The 20,249-nt window shown below is 36.6% G+C and carries 16 protein-coding genes; 6 read left to right on the top strand and 10 right to left on the bottom strand.

The annotated features are described in order from the left end of the window. Positions 1–37: 37 nt before the first annotated feature. Positions 38–862, bottom strand: coding sequence for a CvfB family protein (locus IW16_RS20080; RefSeq protein ID WP_034748774.1), 825 nt, complete (start codon positions 860–862; stop codon positions 38–40). Between the two features lie 137 nt (positions 863–999). Here IW16_RS20080 and IW16_RS20075 point away from each other — a divergent pair, with 137 nt between their 5' ends. Continuing rightward, positions 1,000–1,449, top strand: coding sequence for a hypothetical protein (locus IW16_RS20075; protein ID WP_034748772.1), 450 nt, complete (start codon positions 1,000–1,002; stop codon positions 1,447–1,449). Between the two features lie 47 nt (positions 1,450–1,496). On the opposite strand, the gene IW16_RS20070 is transcribed toward IW16_RS20075, so the two are convergent. The 8 genes from IW16_RS20070 to recQ form a co-directional block, all read right to left on the bottom strand. Continuing rightward, positions 1,497–2,339, bottom strand: a complete 843-nt coding sequence (locus IW16_RS20070) for an arylamine N-acetyltransferase family protein (RefSeq protein ID WP_051890507.1) — start codon at positions 2,337–2,339, stop codon at positions 1,497–1,499. 170 nt (positions 2,340–2,509) lie between these two features. After that, the gene (locus tag IW16_RS20065; protein ID WP_034748771.1) at positions 2,510–3,370 is read right to left on the bottom strand and encodes a DUF4476 domain-containing protein; all 861 of its coding nucleotides are present in this window, start codon (positions 3,368–3,370) and stop codon (positions 2,510–2,512) included. A gap of 97 nt (positions 3,371–3,467) precedes the next feature. Further along, a complete protein-coding gene (gene lpdA / locus IW16_RS20060) occupies positions 3,468–4,871 on the bottom strand; it encodes a dihydrolipoyl dehydrogenase (RefSeq protein WP_034748769.1) in 1,404 nt (467 codons plus the stop codon). Between the two features lie 102 nt (positions 4,872–4,973). Beyond that, complete coding sequence (locus IW16_RS20055; protein ID WP_131327946.1) at positions 4,974–5,456, bottom strand: hypothetical protein; 483 nt, start codon at positions 5,454–5,456, stop codon at positions 4,974–4,976. 68 nt (positions 5,457–5,524) lie between these two features. After that, on the bottom strand, positions 5,525–5,875 hold the full coding sequence (locus IW16_RS20050) for a hypothetical protein (RefSeq protein WP_034748763.1): 351 nt from the start codon (positions 5,873–5,875) through the stop codon (positions 5,525–5,527). A 77-nt stretch (positions 5,876–5,952) separates the two neighbouring features. After that, positions 5,953–7,035 (bottom strand): glycosyltransferase, encoded by a 1,083-nt coding sequence (locus tag IW16_RS20045; RefSeq protein WP_034748761.1) that lies wholly within the window; start codon positions 7,033–7,035, stop codon positions 5,953–5,955. 9 nt (positions 7,036–7,044) lie between these two features. Continuing rightward, a complete protein-coding gene (locus IW16_RS26470; protein ID WP_131327945.1) occupies positions 7,045–7,362 on the bottom strand; it encodes a hypothetical protein in 318 nt (105 codons plus the stop codon). A 227-nt stretch (positions 7,363–7,589) separates the two neighbouring features. Next, a complete protein-coding gene (recQ, locus tag IW16_RS20035; RefSeq protein ID WP_034748757.1) occupies positions 7,590–9,794 on the bottom strand; it encodes a DNA helicase RecQ in 2,205 nt (734 codons plus the stop codon). Positions 9,795–9,952: 158 nt separating this feature from the next. On the opposite strand from recQ, the gene IW16_RS20030 reads away from it, so the two are divergent. From IW16_RS20030 to IW16_RS20010, 5 genes are all read left to right on the top strand, one after another. Further along, positions 9,953–10,912 (top strand): KpsF/GutQ family sugar-phosphate isomerase, encoded by a 960-nt coding sequence (locus IW16_RS20030; RefSeq protein WP_034748754.1) that lies wholly within the window; start codon positions 9,953–9,955, stop codon positions 10,910–10,912. A gap of 226 nt (positions 10,913–11,138) precedes the next feature. Then, entirely contained in the window at positions 11,139–11,966 is an 828-nt protein-coding gene (tatC, locus tag IW16_RS20025; protein WP_034748752.1) for a twin-arginine translocase subunit TatC, read from the top strand. Positions 11,967–12,536: 570 nt separating this feature from the next. Next, positions 12,537–15,518 (top strand): reprolysin-like metallopeptidase, encoded by a 2,982-nt coding sequence (locus IW16_RS20020; protein WP_034748750.1) that lies wholly within the window; start codon positions 12,537–12,539, stop codon positions 15,516–15,518. Positions 15,519–15,663: 145 nt separating this feature from the next. Then, complete coding sequence (locus IW16_RS20015) at positions 15,664–17,295, top strand: M1 family metallopeptidase (protein WP_034748748.1); 1,632 nt, start codon at positions 15,664–15,666, stop codon at positions 17,293–17,295. Between the two features lie 199 nt (positions 17,296–17,494). Beyond that, positions 17,495–19,351 (top strand): M61 family metallopeptidase, encoded by a 1,857-nt coding sequence (locus IW16_RS20010; RefSeq protein WP_034748746.1) that lies wholly within the window; start codon positions 17,495–17,497, stop codon positions 19,349–19,351. 59 nt (positions 19,352–19,410) lie between these two features. Here the strand turns inward: IW16_RS20010 and blaIND are convergent, their stop codons facing one another. Further along, the gene (blaIND, locus tag IW16_RS20005; protein ID WP_034748744.1) at positions 19,411–20,142 is read right to left on the bottom strand and encodes an IND family subclass B1 metallo-beta-lactamase; all 732 of its coding nucleotides are present in this window, start codon (positions 20,140–20,142) and stop codon (positions 19,411–19,413) included. Positions 20,143–20,249: the final 107 nt, after the last annotated feature.

Below are 20,249 nucleotides of genomic sequence, written 5' to 3'. Positions count from 1 at the left end.
CAAAAACGGGCAGAAAATTCTGCCCGTTTTTTTATTTTTATACTAATTTGATTTTATCATCTGAAATATCAACGATCTTATCTTTATAAAGTCCACCGAGAGCTTTTTTAAAGTTCTTTTTGCTCATCTGAAGTTCACCTTTGATTTCTTCAGGAGAAGATTTGTCCGACAGATAAAGAAGTCCGTAATTCTCTTCCAGTTTGTCCAGAATTTTCTGTTTAAATTCATCGATACTCTCAAAACCTTCCGGCTGTAGTGAGACATCAATCTTACCGTCTTCACGGATCGCCTTGATATAGCCTCCCTCTTCAGACAATGGATATAATTTTTTGAAGACATCAGATGTATACACAAGACCGATGTATTTTTTATTGATCACGACATTCCAGCCCAGTTCGCTTTCATTCATCATGAGAAGGTCTACTTTATCTCCTTTTTGGAAAGGAGGATCCTGGTATTGAGGGTTTCTTTTGAATTTTGTAGTTCCTGTGATCAGATTCAGAGCTTCGTCTACATATAAGTGAACTAAATATCTTTTTCCTTCAATAATTTTTGATTTCTGCTGCTTGTATGGGATAAAAAGGTCTTTAATAATTCCCCAGTCCATAAACGCACCGCTCGGAAGACTTTCTACACAGCTCATCACCGCATACTCTCCTACTTCAGCCAATGGAATTTCAGTGGTCGCCTTTAATTTGCCGTCATCCTGATAGACAAAAACTTCAACATCATCATCAATTTCTTTATCATCGCTGGTGAAAACCTTAGGCAAGAAAGCTTTTTCGCCTGATTCATCTACCAGGATCCATCCTGAATGGTTTTTTTCTGAAATTTTTAAAGTCTGGGTTTTTCCGAGTTGCATTGAATATAAAATTAGCCACAAAGGTACGGAAAATTGAAGATTTTAAAACTACATATCCTATTTTACTCGAAATCAAAGAATTCTTTTGTCTCTGAAATGAGGATAAAATCAGTACATTTGATCAAAAAAATAGTGACATGAAATTATATTCTTTCATACTCATCTGCCTGTTTGCCATTCCAGCACATGCGCAAACATTAGATAAAACAGCCTTTAACATCGCCTACCGCTATACAGGAAGGAATGTATTACAGGGCGGTTTATCATACAAAATCAATAATTACACGAAACAGTCGTTTGTTGTGGGTACTTCCATATTGTACACTCCGATCGAAAGTCAAGCTAAATTTTTACCTGAAATCAATTTTAACTACACCAATAACCTGGGACAAGTTGGTCTTTCTGTAAATCCCTATTCCATTGAGCCCAGAGTGGGATTTTCGCTTTTAAATTTTATGTATCTCAATACGGGATATGCACTCCCTGTTCACAAAGAAAAATATTTTAAAGGATTTACTTTTGGAGTACAGTTTAATATTTCACCATCAAAAAGTTCCATCTTTTATAACCGCTTGAAACTAATGTAATAAAAAAAGAGAAACAGCTGCTTCTCTTTTACCTTTGGGACCTATTCTTATTGCGTTACACTAAAATGAGTTTGGACTTCTCTCAGTTTTCCATATATTTTTTCTAACAGCTCATCAGAGAGATGATGGAGATTAAAATAAGTTTTGAGCGTAAAAACCAATTGATCCATATCCTTAATTTCTGAACTTTCTTTTCTTCCGTCATTCCATCGGATGTTGAAGGTACTGTTAAAGAGAGCATATCTTGCTTCCTCATCCACTCTTGTAACCATCAGAAATTTATTAAATATAGATTCAGGTCCTGTCGCAATATACCAATTGGCCATTTGCAGGTCTGAGAATTCGACCTCTTCCCGCGAAAATTTATAAATAGGCAGCCATTCATTCTTCATGACCTCCAATGTGTAAAAATCTTCAGTATTCACCAGACGAAACAGTTCATTGGGTGTTTCCTGTTCTGTATCTGTCTTCAGTACAATGGGAGAAGTGAGGGTCATCGAACCGAAGCCTACATCTACAAGATAGGTCATACCATCAATATCCGTTGTAAGCATCATATGAGATCGGGCCGTTCCGGTTCCGTCTTTACTGCCCCAAAAAACTCTTGCCAGATGCATTTTTACGGTAAATCCTAAAGATTCCAAAACATCTTTGAACAACAAATTCTGTTCGTAGCAATACCCACCCCTTTTAAGTTGCACCAATTTATTAAAAACTGCATTGATTTGCAATGAAGGAGTTTCTCCAGTGAATGTTTCAATATTTTCAAATGTTATATTTTTAGGATGAAGCTGATGAAGCCTTTTCAGAAGTTCCAGTTTTCCGGTATTCTCTTCTGGCTTTTCTGCTTCTATCCTTTTAAAATAAAGGTCTAATTCCTGGTTTTCCATAATTCTGATAATTTAAATATAATCTTACTCAGATGTCTTGATGGTTTGCATCTCAAAAATAATTTAAAAGAGAGAATGATGAGGCCAAATCCATCACTATCCTATATCCAAGTAGAGTCTATGGTTTTCTTCCTATATCAAAGAAACTAAATTAATTTGTCTTTTATCTATCATGATTTTGCAACAAATTCCATGAGTTCCCTTTTACTATTTTCAAAATCAAATGCTTCGTATACTAAAAAGTATTTGTTTTTATCTGCACATCTTTTGTACATTGATTTGGCTAATGCCAACTTATTATTATCAAAACTCATATACTTCACCAGTTCTCTGATTTGTGCCGAAGTAAAAAGAGAATTTTGCATCTGCTGATTAATTAAAGCCAGTTTACCATCATCAAACTTTTCATTTTTCTGCAGCATATCAAAAAACTGGCGAAAAGTAGTGTTATCCATTACATTTCCAGAATCGTATCCATCTCCAGAATGATTTCCATAGGGGGTATTCCAGACATCATTCCAATCATTAAAACCATAAGACTGATTTTTTACAGGGTACAGATCTAATAAGTACAAACCTTTGTTCGTGAAAAAATCCAGTATCATTCTGTTATTATTCCGAAGCATTAAGGTTGTTCTGTAAATCAAAAATCCATTTTCATAAATCGACACAGAAGTTTTGCCAGACTGCAGATCAAAAAAACGATATTTCCCAGAACCGTTTGAAATTGCCTGATCATCAACCTCGACCGTGAAAAACCCCTGTTCGGGAATTCTCAGAAAAACTTCTGCGTATCCATAATTCTTGTTCCACTGATAATTCGGATTTTTATTTTTTGAAGGATTATTTTGATTCCCCCATTTATCCTCCTTTGAATAATCCAAAGCTTTGCTTCTTGCCGTTACATTTCCGGAAATTTGCATTTCAGATACAGACGCTTCATTCTTTAAAAGCTCACCTGCTTTTCCTGCTTCCTGAGCAAATGAATTAATTGCTGTAAAAAGCACTAAACCTATAAAAAATTTCTTCATACAATAAATTTACTCTGTGAGTTTCCATTTTTATGCCAAAAAAGAGAAGCAAATGCTTCTCTTTAATATTTAAATTTCTAAATCTTTCAATCAAAAATTACATGTGGATCGATCTCTTACCTGTCGCATCCAGTGCTGCTTCTTTAATAGCTTCAGCATAGGTTGGGTGCGCATGAGAACTTCTTGCAATATCTTCAGCGCTTGCACGGAATTCCATAGCAATGACTCCTTCTGCGATAAGGTCAGCTGCTCTTGCTCCGATGATGTGCATTCCTAAAACTTCATCAGTTTTTTCGTCTGCAATGATCTTCACAAGACCATCAATATCACCACTTGCACGGCTTCTACCTAGAGCTCTCATTGGGAAAGAACCTACTTTGTAAGCAACTCCTTCTTCCTTCAACTGCTCTTCAGTTTTACCAACTCCAGCTACTTCAGGCCAGGTATATACAACACCAGGAATCAGATTGTAGTTGATATGAGGTTTTTGACCTGCCAGTTGCTCTGCAACCAGAACACCTTCTTCTTCAGCTTTGTGAGCAAGCATTGCCCCTTTGATCACGTCACCGATTGCGTAGATATTGGCAACATTAGTCTGTAAGTGATCGTTTGTTTTTACTCTTCCTCTTTCGTCAAGTTCTACACCTGCTTTTTCAAGAGCAAGACCATCTGTGTAAGGTCTTCTTCCTACAGAAACCAAACAGTAATCTCCTTCTACTGTTACCTCTTCTCCTTTTTTATCTTTAGCTGTAATCTTTACTGTATCTCCGTTTCTTTCAACAGCAGAAACAGCAGTAGAAAGCATAAACTTCATTCCCTGCTTCTTAAGAACTTTAGTCAATTCTTTGCTTAAAGCCCCATCCATTCCCGGAATAATTTTATCCATGAATTCAACAACCGTTACCTGAGCTCCTAATCTTAAGTATACAGATCCTAATTCAAGACCGATTACTCCTCCACCGATTACGACCAGGTGTTTAGGAATTTCCTTAAGGTTTAATGCTTCTGTAGAAGTGATTATTCTTTCTTTATCAATTGTGATGAAAGGAAGTGAAGACGGCTTGGAACCCGTTGCGATGATCGTATATTTTGATTCAATTGTTTCAGAAGAACCGTCGTTTTTAGTTACTTTGATCTGAGTAGCAGATTCAAAACTTCCAAGACCTTCAAAAACAGTGATTTTATTTTTGTCCATCAAAAAATTGATACCCTTTGTTGTCTGATCTACCACTTCGTTTTTACGCTCAACCATTCTAATGATATCAGCTTGTGGCTCATTGATCAAGATTCCGTGGCCTGCAAAATTATGCTTTGCATTTTCGAAATGCTCAGAGCTGTCTAAAAGCGCTTTTGACGGAATACACCCAACGTTAAGACAAGTTCCGCCTAAAGTTGAATATTTTTCAATAATTGCTGTTTTGAAACCTAACTGTGCTGCACGAATGGCTGCCACATAACCTCCAGGACCAGAACCGATTACGGTAACATCAAATTGACTCATGTTATTTTATGAATTTGTTTATTATTATCTTTCTTAATGATTACAAATTTACTGATTAATTACCACGTGAGAAAGTGAGATTTGTCAAATTTTTCTTTAAACTCAAATATCAAGACCACGGATTTCTTTTCCTGTTTTGTCATGAATTACTTTTATTTTATCTGGTTTCTCAATATTAAGATCTCCTTTAACTTTTATAAGTAATTTTTTACTTTTTCCTTCGTAGTCGTATAACCAAATTGTATCACTGTTGTACTTTATAATTTTAATTTTTGAATTATAATTCATGAAAGTAAAAACTGAATCATCTGCAACTCCCCATCTGTAAATTGATTCATCATAAGGATAATCATTCCATGCCCATCTCTTATTTTCAACTTTGTTGAAAGACAGTTTTTGAAGTTTATTCTTTTTCATAAACTTAAAAGTAAAACCGTAATATTCAGCTCTTTCTCTTGGCCACTCATAATTCCAATATCCGATACTGTCCTGATAAAGTATATTATCTTCTACTTTTTCTTTGGGACTTTTACAGTTCATCAATAAGAGAATTCCAGCTAAAGAGAAGATCATTTTACTTATCATTTTTTATAATTTTAAATTATTAGTAAACAATCATGAATTTATCGAAATTATCAGCATAGGTAAAGAAATTATACATCTACATTAACCTTCCCTTCTCCAAATGTGCCGGTACTTTCGAAAAATGAACCTCCGTAAACATACCATTCAAGACTTTCCAAATAATCAACTGTATTTTCGGGGGTTATTTGCAAGCGGTCTTTTTTGGAAACGATTCCTTTGTACCATCTTCCTGAGTTAGAATAATGCTCAAATTCAACAAAATAACGAATCCATATTCTTTGACAAAGTTTACACTGTTGAATTGTTACTTCTGCATATCTTCCGTTAGTATGGTCTATGCCTAATTCTGAACTTCTGTACTCAGTATAATCCGAATTCGGTTTTTCACAGGCACATCCAATTTTGGGGATTTTATTCATTGATGAATATTGATTTTAAATAAAATTAATGAGGACCAAATGTAGAAAAATATAATACCATAAAGCAAATGTGCCCATTATTTCTTCACCAGATCCAACAGAACCTTCTCATATTTATTCAGAATAATGTCCTTTGAAAATCTCGATCTTATAGAATTTTTTATTCCATCACGGTTATAATTTCCCTGAAGAACTTTCATTATTTTTTGGGAGAACTCTTCATAGTCCTCAATATTGGCCACCTCACCGTTCACCTGATCCTGGATGATCTCATTGATGCCTCCGGGACAGTTATTAGCGAGTGAATAAGTTCCACAAGCTCCTGCTTCCAAAAGAACGTTCGGAAAGCCTTCATATCTTGAAGACAGCACGAAAAGATCTGCATACTTTAAAAACTGATAGGGATTATCCTGTCTGCCATGAAAAATAACATTCTTTAATCCCAGAAAATCCTTCATCTGAAGCAGTATCTCTTTATCTTTTCCATCTCCTAAAATATGAAGCTGGATATTTTCATTTTTAAGTCTTGAAAAAACCTTCAGCAGATTGTCAAACCCTTTTCTTGCCGACAAATTCCCTATAGCCACCACATTTTTATGATTATATTTAAAACATTCCGGTTTTGCAGAACCTGCTAATTTGCCATCAATAAAATCAAAATCTACAGGGTTATTTATCTTAACAATTTTCTTTTTCCTGATATTAAAATTCTCGATAAGATCACTCATCATATCATCACTTTGCGCAATGATCTTCTGATAGTTATTATAAAAATTATAGAAAAATTTGATCTCTTTGCGCGTTACATGTTCCGACACTACATTAGTTTCCCTTGCGATAAATTTTGTTCTTGGGAAAAGTTTGATAAACAGAGCCAAATAAGCGTTTACTTCCCCGAAACCTGAAAATACAATATCCGGTTTTCTTCTGTAAATCTCACCCAAAATGGGTTTTAAGGAATGTCTGATCCTTTCCGTATTAATATCAATGATTTCAACGTCTTTTTTTAGAAAATTAAGATATCCTCCCTGTTTGCGCAGAAGCAGGATTTTTGGTTCAAAACGGTCTCTGGAAAGGTGATTGGCAATAGTGGTAACAATTCTTTCTGCACCACCGGTTTCCAGATCCGGAAGGATAAATATGACAGAAATCTTTTTCATCAGTTAAAGTTAGTAAAAAGTTTTATTAACCTTTAATTTTAAGTTTTCGAAGATGGGAATAATCTCACTGATATTTTCAACACTTAAAAAGACATATTTGTCTTCATCAAAGTTCATCCCACTTCTTTTAAAAAAAGAAAAAGGTTCATCGTTTCTTCCAAAAATAGACTCAGGTTCACCAAAAATAATATTTCCAAAAAATTTATTATTCATTTCGATGTTGATCTGATCTATTTCTTCCAATTTTTTTTCCTTCAAAATTTCTTTAGTTGACTTTTCAGCAATAATAATTCGCTCATTGGTAATGATATAATAGTTATTTTTCAAATCTGAATATCTTAGAATCCATCTGAAAAAAGCTAAATACAACCCCGTTCCAAACATGAATATTGCAAAAAAGAAAAAGAAAGAAGTCATATTTATAAGAAATAGTGCGGAAATTCCCAAATAAAAAAAAGAGAAAACAATTCTCAGTTTCTCTGTCATATTAAAAAAGAAACCCTTCTTTGGAAGAATTTCTTTTAAAATTATTTCGTTATTCTGTAAATTCATTCTTAGTTAGCCACATCACTGATGAATTTTACTCTCAGCATTCTCACTTCTTCATCAGAAAGCTCGTCTCCAAATTCATCAAGAAGCACTTTCATGCTGTCACTTTCAGATTCGGTCATAAATTCCATAAAACCATCTACGATATCTTCATCGAAATTATCTTCGATATAATAATCAATATTCAACTTGGTTCCCTGGTAAACAATACTTTCCATTTCTTTCAGAAGTTCAGTCATTGAAAGATTTTTGGCTCTTGCAATGTCTTCAAGATCGATTTTTTTATCGGTACTCTGAATGATGAAAACTTTATGGCTGGATTTGTTCGCCACCTGTTTCAGTACCATATCCTGAGTACGTTCGATATTGTTTTCTTCAACGTAGGCTTTGATGAAGTCCGCGAATTCTTTACCGTATTTTTTTGCTTTTCCTTCTCCTACTCCATAAATTTTCGCAATTTCGTCTACTGAAACCGGATATTGAACCGTCATGTCTTCAAGACTCGGATCCATAAAAACCGTATAAGGTGGAATTCCATGTTTTTTGGCTACCTTTTTTCTTAAATCTTTAAGCAGACCAAACAGATTCTGGTCCAGACCGCTGCTGGCCTGCATTTGTACCTGTTCGCTCTCCGCTTTCGTCTGAGTAAGATCAAACTCTCTGTCCTCAGCAATTAAAAACGGTTCTTTAGGGTCAATATCTAAGAAATTCCTTGCTTTCTCAGACATTTTTAGAACGCCGTATGTTTCAATATCTTTCTGGAGAAATCCCTGAACAGTTGCCTGTCTCAGGATGGTTTTCCAATAGTTGTCTTTTTCCTCTTTGCCAAAACCGAAATGCGAAGTCTGTTCTAATTTATAGGATTTTGTAACGGCATTTTCTTTTCCTACGATTACAGAAATCAAATCCTTAGACTTGAATTTTTCTCCGGTATCTTTAATAAGTTCTAACGTTTTCGTCAGATCCGCTGTTGCATCTTTTAATTTGGGAGGGTCGGAAGAATTGTCACACATATCTGCTCCATCTCCTTTCACCGGATCAAAATTTTCACCGAAATAGCAAAGGATATACTGTCTTCTGCTCATTGAAGTCTCGGCATAACCAACTACTTCATTTAAAAGCTGCAGCCCAATCTCTCTTTCGGAAACAGGTTTTTGTGCGAGGAATTTTTCCAGTTTTTCAATATCCTTAGGGTCGTAAAATGCAAGACAATAGCCTTCACCACCATCTCTTCCCGCTCTTCCGGTTTCCTGATAATAACTTTCCAGCGATTTAGGAAAATCATAATGGATTACAAAACGTACATCGGGCTTGTCTATTCCCATTCCAAATGCAATGGTCGCTACGATCACATCAACTTCTTCCATCAGGAATTTATCCTGATTAGCCACCCTCACTTTCTGATCTAGACCCGCATGATAAGGAAGGGCGTTGATCCCATTTACCTGCAGCAGCTGGGCAAATTCTTCTACCTTCCTTCTGCTTAAGCAGTATATGATTCCTGATTTGCCTTTGTGGTGATTGATGAATCTTACGATCTCCTTATCTACATTGACTTTTGGGCGTACCTCGTAATACAGATTGGGGCGGTTGAAACTTTCTTTAAAAACCAACGCATCAGTCATTCCCAAAGTCTTCTGGATATCATCCTGAACTTTTGGTGTTGCTGTTGCTGTCAAAGCGATTACCGGAACATCGGCAATCCTGTCAATAATAGATTTCAGGTTCCGGTATTCCGGTCTGAAATCGTGTCCCCACTCTGAAATACAGTGTGCTTCGTCAATAGCGACGAAAGAAATTTTCACCTCTTTCAGGAAATCCAGATAATCATCTTTAATCAATGACTCCGGAGCTACATACAAAAGCTTGGTCTTTCCACCTTTGATATCGTCAAAGACCTGTTTTGTCTGCGTCTTGTTTAATGATGAATTTAAAACGTGCGCCACCCCGTCTTCAGATGAAAGGCCGTTTACTGCATCTACCTGATTCTTCATTAACGCTATTAAGGGCGAAACTACTATTGCCGTACCTTCTGAAATAAGTGCCGGAAGTTGGTAACATAATGATTTACCCCCTCCTGTTGGCATTAAGACAAATATATCCTTCCCACTGAGTAGGTTTTCTATAATTTCTTCCTGCTGGCCTTTAAATGTAGAAAACCCGAAATACTTTTTCAATTCGCCTGATAAATTGGCTTTTTTTGCGTTCATCTAATTTTCTATTGCTAAATTTGCATCCAATCCAAAGTTATAAAAATTCTGCTTAAAATAAAAGCGAACGAATTTATAAAAAATAAAACTTATATTAAATATTCTTTTTTAAATATAACGTTTTTCAGTGGATTTTTTGTATACCTTATACTTATAAAATGGAAAGAACCGACATTATTTCAATTGCTAAGAGCACTTTAGAGATAGAAATTTCAGAACTTGAAAAATTAAAGAACAGGATTGATGAAGATTTTGCAAAAGCAGTGGAGATTATTCATTCGGCAAAAGGGAAATTAATTGTAGTAGGAATCGGAAAATCGGCCCACGTCGGGAATAAAATTGTCGCCACCTTAAACTCCACGGGTACCCCATCGCAGTTTTTGCATGCATCGGAAGCGATCCATGGAGACCTTGGTGTGATTCAGAAGCAGGATGTCGTTTTATGTATTTCGAATTCCGGAAACTCTCCTGAAATAGCCAATCTTGTTCCATTTCTAAAAGACTATTCTTCTTCTCTTATAGGAATGACCGGAAATAAAAACAGCAAACTTGCAGAATTCTCCGAAATTGTCCTTGATACCCATGTAGATGTTGAAGCCTGCCCAAACAAACTGGCACCTACAAGTTCTACCACGATCCAAATGGCTCTGGGAGATGCTATGGCTGTTGCATTAATGGAGCTTAATGATTTCAGAGAGAATGATTTTGCGAAGTTTCATCCAGGGGGAAGTCTAGGAAAAAACCTTGTCTCGAAAGTAGATCAGTTCCTATCACCTCAGAAACCTCAGGTAGAACAAAATGCACCGGTAAGAGATGTTATTATCTCAATCAGTGCTTCAAGCCATGGAATCACAGTGGTAACTGAGGACGAAAAGATCATCGGAGTAATTACTGACGGAGATTTAAGAAGAATGCTGATGAAGGAAGATGATATATCTAAGGTACAGGCCAAAGATATTATGTCGGCGAACCCTAAGACCATTGAAAGAGATACTTTAGCAAAAGCAGCTATGAAAATTCTGAAAGAAAATAATATAGGCCAGCTTATTGTCACAGAAAACGGGCAGTATTTCGGGATCATTGATCTTCACACCCTTCTTGATGAAGGAATCAATTAGAGACAAACATATGAATGCTATTCATGAATAACAATACATCAGCCGACGGTATTTCTGGAAATACCGTCGGTTTTTTTTCTAAAAATCAAACATAGGGTGCTTCTCCTTATAAACTTAAACAAAATCATCTCAATAATTCTAAATACTGATTATTATTTCATAATTTCGCAGACTTAAAACAGCTTAACTTTTGACGAGTTTGCTATTTTAAATAGACTTGTAGTATATGGACGAAAAAAAAGAAATGTCCTTTTTGGGACATATTGGAGAATTAAGAGGTCATCTTGTTCGCTCAATTATTGCCATTATAATTGTAGCATTAGCCGTAGGATTCAATATCAACTGGATCATGGACCATATCTTTTTTGGCCCTACAAGAAATGATTTTCCAACTTTCAGAGTCGTCAACCATTTTTCGCGGATGCTTTTAGGAGAAGACAGTATTCATCTTCCTAAAGAATTTCCAGTTCGTGTACAAAGGCTTTATCAGCAGTTCAATGTCATGATGGCTGTTTCTGTTTTTGGAGGTATTGTAGGTGCTTTTCCTTATATTGTATGGGAGTTATGGCGATTCATCGGTCCTGCTCTTCATCCTAAAGAAAGAAAAAACTCTATCTTTATTATCAATGCAGTTTGGATCTTATTTATGACCGGAGTTTTGTGTGGTTATTTTTTAATTCTTCCATTCGCTGTTAATTTTGGAGTTATTTTTAAGATCTCAGATATTATCATTCCACTTTATGATTTGAGTGATTATACTACTTTATTTTTACAGGTGATCTTAGGAATGGGGATTATCTTCCTGTTTCCTATTCTTATTTATTTCCTTACCAGCATTGGAATTCTGACCCCTATGTTTATGAAGACCTATCGCCGTCACGCTATTGTTTTGATTATGGTGGTTGCTGCGATCATTACTCCTGCAGATGTCTTAAGTATGCTGATGGCAGCTTTCCCGCTTCTTATATTATATGAATTCAGTATTGTGATGTGTTCTTTCACGTATAAAAAAATACAGAAAAACACTGAAAACCTTCCTGTAATACAGAAATAATAGAATTACAGACCTTATCGGCTATTGACGAACTTAGCAGAAACCTTATGTCAATGATCCGCATATAGGGGCATTCCTTATGTTGTACTGCAGACGGATGGACGATTTTATTTTCAATAAAACTTAGAGTAAAACAGTCTTTTACGACCGGGATAAAAAGTAAAAATCCGTGTTCATTTTCTGATCATTATATGTTCTGTACGATCAGGTCTCTATTTACATTTTACCATCTTCGATTAATATTTTCGGAATTTTCATCTGTGAACAATCATTCAATTGAGCTTTTCTTACATGGCTCAGCTCATCGGTTTTGAAGTATCATCATTATTGTCAATTTAAAAATACTAAAAACTCACTAATAAACTAATAATCATAAACTTTAAATAAAAACACGTTTTTATTTAATTTAATTATAAAAACATATATAGTGTAAAAAAAACATAACAAAATACACCATTTATTAAAAACCATTTACAATACAGAAGAAAAATTATAATTAGATATTGTTAAATATTACTCTGTAGATTATTAAATTTATTTTATATTTGTCTGCAAGAATTAAATAATATTATGAAAAAGAGAATTATTCTTGTTTGTGCTTTGGCCTCTTGCTTTATAGGTCTTCAGGCACAAAACTGGGAACCTGTTTCCCAAAAAGTTGCTCCAATAAGAAAGGAAGTTAACGTACTATACAGCTACAAAGTAGATCTCAACTCTCTGAGAAGCCTTTTAAAAGATGCTCCTGAAGCAGGAAAAGGAGGTAGCCCTGTTATCATATCTTTACCTACCGCTGATGGAAAAATTGAAAGATTTTCCGTTTACAGTTCTCCCGTAGTAGAAAAATCTATGGCAGACCGATATGAACTGGGAGCGTATTCAGGGATCGGAGTAGACAATCCTCAAAGACAGATCAGGTTCAGCACAGCTCCTAATGACTTTCAGTCCATGATTTTTGATGCAGTCACCGGAAAATACGAATTTATTGAGCCTCTGAATAAAGAAAAAGATGTATACGGGGTATTCTTCAAAACCAATAAAACACAGAATGGGAATCCATTTGAGTGTAAAACATCTGAGCCTGAACGGTCAAAAAAGGAGATGAGTAAACTGCTACAGTCTAAAAACATTCTGAACGGAGCAGGAGGATTTAACAAGAGTAATGATTTAAAATACAGAACCTACAGAACAGCAATCTCTGTCAATGCAGAATATACTCAATTGGCAGGAGGTGTTGCCGGCGCAGCAGCCCGTATTAATGCTACAATGAATAGAGTAAACGGTGTTTTTGAAAAAGATTTCGGCATTCATATGGTTGTTTTGGATCTTCCACAGTTAATTTTCACCAATGCAGCAACGGATCCATACTCAAATGTTATTCAGAATGGTGCTAATTACAGCGCTCCTGACAGCTGGAACCTTGAGCTTCAGCAGACTCTTACTTCTACGATAGGAAATGCAGCTTACGATATTGGCCACTTCTTCGGACACAGAGGCGGCGGCGGAAGCGCAGGAGATGTAGGGAATGTATGTAGAAATCCAGTGAACAACAATGATGACACGTCAAAAGGGGCAGGAATTACCTCTCCACTTATCGTAGATCAGCCTTTTGGGGATACGTATGATATAGACTTTGTAGCTCATGAAATGGGGCATCAGTTTGGAGGAAACCATACAATGTCTGTTGCTTTACACGGAGCACACATGGAACCGGGATCAGGTTCAACCATTATGGGATATGCAGGTATCGTTAACGGAGCTAATGTTCAGATGAATTCAGATGCCTATTTCCATGTTAAAAACATAGAAGAAGTACAGGCTTATGTAAATTCTCAGGAATGTGGAACATTAACTACCATTACCACCAATACAGCCCCAGTTATTCAGCCACTTGCGGCGAAAGCAATTCCAAAAGGAACTGCATTTGTACTGACTGCATCTGCTGTTGATGCACAAAATGATCCTATGACTTACACATGGGAACAATATGATCTTGCTGCTGCAACTTTCGGAACCGTACTTTCAACCCGTAAACATGGAGCAGATTTCAGGTCTATAATGCCTACGGCATCTCCTACAAGATACTTCCCTCTTCTCTCTACTGTTGTTGGCAATCCTGGTGTTGCAGGTTCGGTATCGAACATTGCAGGTTGGGAAACCGTTTCCACTGTTCCTAGAGGAATGAGCTTTAAAGTAACCGTAAGAGACAACAACCCTGATATTACAAAACAACAGACTCAGAGTGCAAGGATCAATCTGGAAGTTGGTAACGATGGTCCTTTCAAAGTAACATCAACAACAGTTTATAACAATACCGCCGGAGCCATCACCTGGGATGTTGCCAATACCAACAACAGTACCTATAACGTACAGAATGTTAAAATTGACTACACTACTGATAACGGAGCTAACTGGACTGTAGTTACTCCTTCTACCCCTAACGACGGAGCTGAGCCATTTATGTTCTCTTCTCTTACTGCAGGTTCTAATGTAAAGATCAGAGTAAGCGCAATTGACAACGTATTCTATGCTGTAGGTAATGCTACAGTAAGCGCAAGTGCAGCAGCATGTTCTGTGGCAGAACCAACAGGAATCACTGTTTCAGGGATCACCATTTCTTCTGCAAACATCAACTGGGCAGCTCTTCAGGGAGGACAGTATACCATAAGATACAGAAAGGCAGGTGCTACTACCTGGACTTCTGCAACCATTGCAGCCAATTCTTCTTTTGTTTCAGGATTGGAAAGCGCTACGCAGTACGAATATCAGATTGCTAATATTTGCGGATCTACAACCGGAACATTCTCTGCACCAGCTACCTTTACAACATTAGGATATGTACTGTGTGTCAACAATACTTCAAGTCCGGCAGATGAATTTATTTCAAATGTTACTGTGACTCCTGCCGGAATGACACCTATGTCCAATAGCAGTGTAGGTTCAGCATATACCAATTATGCTACAGATCCTTCGAAGCTAATTACTCTTAAACAAGGAACTTCCGGGAATACTGTGAGCATCACCAAGCAATGGTCTAGCGATCTTTATAATGAGGGGGTTACTGCATGGATCGACTTCAACAGAGACGGAACTTTTGCTCCTTCTGAAATGATTTATACCAGTGCACCGAATACAATCACTCCTGTTTCAGGAACATTCTCTGTACCGGCAGATGCTTACTCAGGAACTGCAAATACTACGATGAGAGTGGTATTAACGTATGAGGATCAGCCTACCAGCGGATGTTCAAGCTTCCAATTCGGAGAAGTTGAAGATTATGCTGTTAAAATTCTTCCTGGTTCTTTAGGTACTGACGATGTAACAAAAGACAATACAGCGGTACAGATCTATCCTAATCCAGCTTATGATGTTCTGAACGTTACCAATATTTCTTCTAAAGCACAGTTCAGCATTTTCAATATGGCAGGACAGGCTGTAATGAACGGTACTGTTGCAGGTCAGAAAATCCCGGTATCTAAACTGAGCACTGGAGTTTATGTTATTACTATCGAAGATAAAGGAACTGTTTCAAGACTTAAGTTTATCAAGAAATAAACCTTTTATTTTTATCATACAAAGCCTGGTGTAAACCGGGCTTTTTTTATTGATATGACTTCTGTATTATAGTATATTTTTTCTATAGATGTCATCATTGTGCCATTAATTTTTCTATTTTTGATAGAATTTAATTTAGTTTTAAATGAAAAAGCTGACCTACACACTTTTATTTGCTTCGGGCATGGTCTTCGGACAATTCTCCGAGAAAGATCAAACCTTTACCAAGCAGGATACTTTGAAGGGTTCTGACACCCCATTCAGGAATTTTTGGGATGTCAAAAAATATGACCTTTCGGTGGAACCTGATTTCGCACAGAAAAGCATTAAAGGGTATAACAAGATCAGCTTTGAAATCACCAAAGATGTTACTGATCCAGTTTTCCAGATTGATTTGCAAAAACCAATGAAAGCGGATAAAATAGAAGGCAGTTTCCCCATTTCCGGCTTTAAACAGGATGGTGATTTTATCTTTGTCACAGCTAAAAAAAGCTTTCAAAAAGGCGAGAAATACACCATTGACGTGACCTATTCCGGAAAACCAGTGATTGCGAAAAATGCACCATGGGACGGCGGCTGGGTTTTTACCAAGGATGAAAAAGGAAACCCATGGATGAGTGTAGCTGACGAAGGAATCGGGGCCTCTATATGGCTTCCGACAAAAGATATCTGGAGTGATGAGCCTGAAAACGGGATTATTATGAAGATCATTACGCCCAATGACCTTGTAGGTGTAGGAAACGGAAGGCTCACCGACAAAAAAACGGAAGGTGGAAAAACAACGTATACGTGGGAGGTAAAAAATCCTATCAACGCCTACTCTATTATCCCTAACATCGGAAAATATGTTAATTTTAAAGATACATTCAGTGGTGAAAAAGGAAAACTTGATCTGGATTACTGGGTACTGGACTACAATCTGGAAAAAGCAAAAAAGCAGTTTCAGCAGGTAAAGCCAATGCTTTCTGCATTTGAATACTGGTTCGGACCATACCCTTTCTACGAAGATTCATATAAACTGGTCGATTCTCCTTACCTGGGTATGGAGCATCAGAGCAATGTAGCCTATGGAAACGGCTATCAGAATGGCTATCTTGGAAGGGATCTCTCAGGAACAGGCGTAGGTCTTAAGTGGGATTATATTATCATTCATGAAAGCGGCCATGAGTGGTTTGCCAATAATATCACGGCAAAGGATCAGGCTGATATGTGGATCCATGAGAGTTTCACAATGTATTCCGAAGTTCTTTTTACAGAAAAATATATGGATAAAAAATCAGCTGATATTTACGCCATTGGAATCCGCGGAAACATCCAGAATGACATTCCAATTATAGGAAAATATGGTGTCAGAAATGAAGGCAGCGGAGATATGTATCCTAAAGGAGCCAGTATGATTCACACCATCAGGCAGGTCATCAATAATGATGAAAAATTCAGACAGATCCTGAGAGGACTGAATAAGGATTTTTATCATCAGACCGTTACCACCAAACAGATAGAAGATTATATGTCCTCAAAATCCGGAATCGATTTATCCAGTATTTTTAATCAATATTTAAGAACAATAAAGATTCCTGTTCTGGAATATTCACAAAATGGGGCATCTTTAAAATTCCGATATACTGAAGGAGTTAAAGATCTTAAGCTTCCTCTCATTATCAACGGTAATCAAACCATCAATCCTACAGAAAACTGGCAGACTGTTAAACTCAAAAGCAATAATCCTGTAGAATTTAACAAGAACTACTACATCAACTACAATGAAGTTGAATAAAGAAAAGAGCAAATTTGTTACATAACGAATTTGCTTTTTTGTTACTAAAAAAACCATTGGAATGTGTTTTTCAAACCAACACCTCTGCTTTCTCTCTATTATACCTTTTTTTTCTTTCAAATTTTAAGAAAAGTTTAATACTTTATTCCGTAACAAAACGACTAAAAAAACTACTATTTAACTATAAAATTTAAACCTAATGAGAAAAACAGCAATCAGCCTGGGTCTATTCGCCGCTTTTTTGGCCAATGCCCAATCCATAAAAACAACGATTGATCTTGTCAATGTAAAAGACGACAAGGTAGCCGTTACTATGGAATTCCCTAAAATGAAATCCGGAGATATCAAGTTCCATTTTCCAAAAACAGTTCCGGGCACCTATTCCGTAGATGATTATGGAAGATTTGTGGAAGGTATCAAATTCTACGATAATAAAGGAAGAGAATTAACCTATACCAAAGTTAATGACAATACCTACTCATTAAAAAACGCAAAAGATTTAACCAAAGTAACCTATCTGGTCAATGACAGTTTTGATGATGAAATGGATAACTCTAAGCACAAGGCTGTATTTTCTCCATCAGGAACAGATATTGAGGAAGGCAAAATATTCATGATCAACACCCATGGTTTCGTTGGATACATAGATAATATGCAGGATGTTCCGTATCAGCTTATCATTCAGAAACCGGCAGGGTTCTATGGGACAACAGCATTGGTAGATCAGGATAAATCTGATGCTACAGATACTTTTACATTGGCTAATTATGCTAAGGTAACAGACTCTCCGCTGATGTATACCAAGCCGGATTACATCACCTTCAATGCCGGAGGAATGGATTTGGTACTTGGCGTTTACTCTCCAACAGGAAAATACAAAGCAGCAGATTTTAAAGACAATCTTGAAAAAATGGTATTGGCTCAGAAAAAATTCCTGGGTGATATGAATACCAATAAAAAATATGCGATCATGCTTTATCTTTCTGGAGGTGACGGACCGAAGATCAAAGGTTTCGGAGCACTGGAACATCACGAATCAACCAGTGTAGTGCTTCCTGAAATGATGCCGAAAGAAGCAATCGACAAAACAATCACCGATGTGGTTTCACACGAATTTTTTCATACGGTGAATCCTTTAAAGACGCATTCCGAAGAGATTCATTATTTTGATTATGCAGACCCTAAAATGTCTCAGCACCTGTGGATGTATGAAGGAGGAACAGAATATTTTGCGAATCTTTTCCAGATCCAGGAAGGCCTGATCAATAAAGATGAGTTCCTTCAGAGAATGAATGAAAAGATCACCAATTCAAAGAACTATGATGATACCATGCCATTTACGGTAATGAGTAAGAATATTCTGCAAGACCAATACAAAGACCAATACAGAAATGTATATGAAAAAGGAGCTTTGTTGGCCATGTGTCTGGATATTGAGCTGAGAAAGCTTTCTAACGGAGAAATGGGCTACCGTGATATGATCAGAAAACTCTCTCAGAGATTCGGGGAGAATAAGCCGTTTAAAGATGATAAATTAATCGATGAGTTGGTAACGGTGACCGGTTATCCTCAGGTAAAAGATTTTTATAACAAATATATTGCAGGGAACCAGCCGACACCTTATGCAGAATACCTGAATATGGTAGGCGTAGAAGCAAAGAAGAAAGATACACCTCCGTTGTTCTGGTTCATCAAAGATCCTAATCAAACAGGCTATAACGACAAAAACAATACGTTTGTATTTGATGAAAGTTCAGCACTTTCGCCTTTTGCAAAAAGCATAGGATTTAAAATCACAGACGAAATTCTTGCTTTGGATGGAAAAACAATCAATGTACAGAACATGCAGGATTTTATAGGATATGCCAAATCAATCAAAGAAGGGCAGAACGTTACCGTGACGATTCTTAGAAAGAATGGTGACAAAACAGATAAGATTGATCTTAAAGGAAAAGCTGTTCTGGATAAAATGACGATTGAGAGCCTTCAGTATAAAGCCAATCCAACCCCGGCAGAACTGAAACTTCAGACGCAGTGGCTTACTGGTAAGAAATAATAGAAATTCAAGAATTTAGATCATAAAAAAGCGGGAAAAATATCCCGCTTTTTCTATTTTTATTGAGCATTTTGCTTGTTTAAAAGTTCAAGAGTATGTTCTACATGTCCCTCTTTCTTCCATTCATCATGACCTGGAATCACCTTTGCATCAGCAGGATATTTGGCTTTAAGCTTTGCCATGGTAAGCGGCCATTCTTTTACATTGGCTTCTCCGGTATAGCCAAGATCAGTAGCGCTTATGCTTTTCACTAAACATCCACCGTCCAATACATTGTATTTTGGAAACCAAACCACAACATTATCTACCGTATGTCCTTCACCAAGAAAGTCTACTGTAAATTCCTCCCCTCCTATTTTATATTTTTTTCCAACTTCTATTATTTTACTCGAAGTAGCTTTTCCTTCCTTTTTTAAAAGTTCGTTGGTTTTAGCAGTGGCGTAGGTACTGATCCCTTTTTTATTATAAAAGCTAAGATCTCCCGCCCGGTCGTCATGAGAATGTGTTGCAAATAAAGCAATCACAGGTAGGTTATGACGTTTTTTTATAGTATCCATAAGTGTTTGATACTGGGTTTTCTGCCATGGAACATCAAAAAGTACCACTCCTTTCTTCGTGATCAGATAAAGACCATTAGCCGAATATTCTCTACCTCCAAAAACACCAAATGATTTATATACATAAAGTTTGGGACTAAGCGGAGGCTCAATAACAAAGTCTTTTACCTGTGCATTAAAAAAATTAATTAAGAGTACAAACAACATCGTAAAAACCTTAACACTTTTTCTCATAATTCTTATAGTATTTAATTGATAATCTTTAGCTTAACTATAACATAGGATCAATGAACCCATATCGGTATTGAAGAACCGCGAATCTACTTATAATTTGGGAAAAG

Origin of the sequence: Chryseobacterium vrystaatense, from assembly GCF_000737765.1 — a bacterium.
In the GTDB taxonomy this organism is placed as follows: domain Bacteria; phylum Bacteroidota; class Bacteroidia; order Flavobacteriales; family Weeksellaceae; genus Chryseobacterium; species Chryseobacterium vrystaatense.
This window is presented reverse-complemented; position numbering and strand designations above follow the sequence as displayed.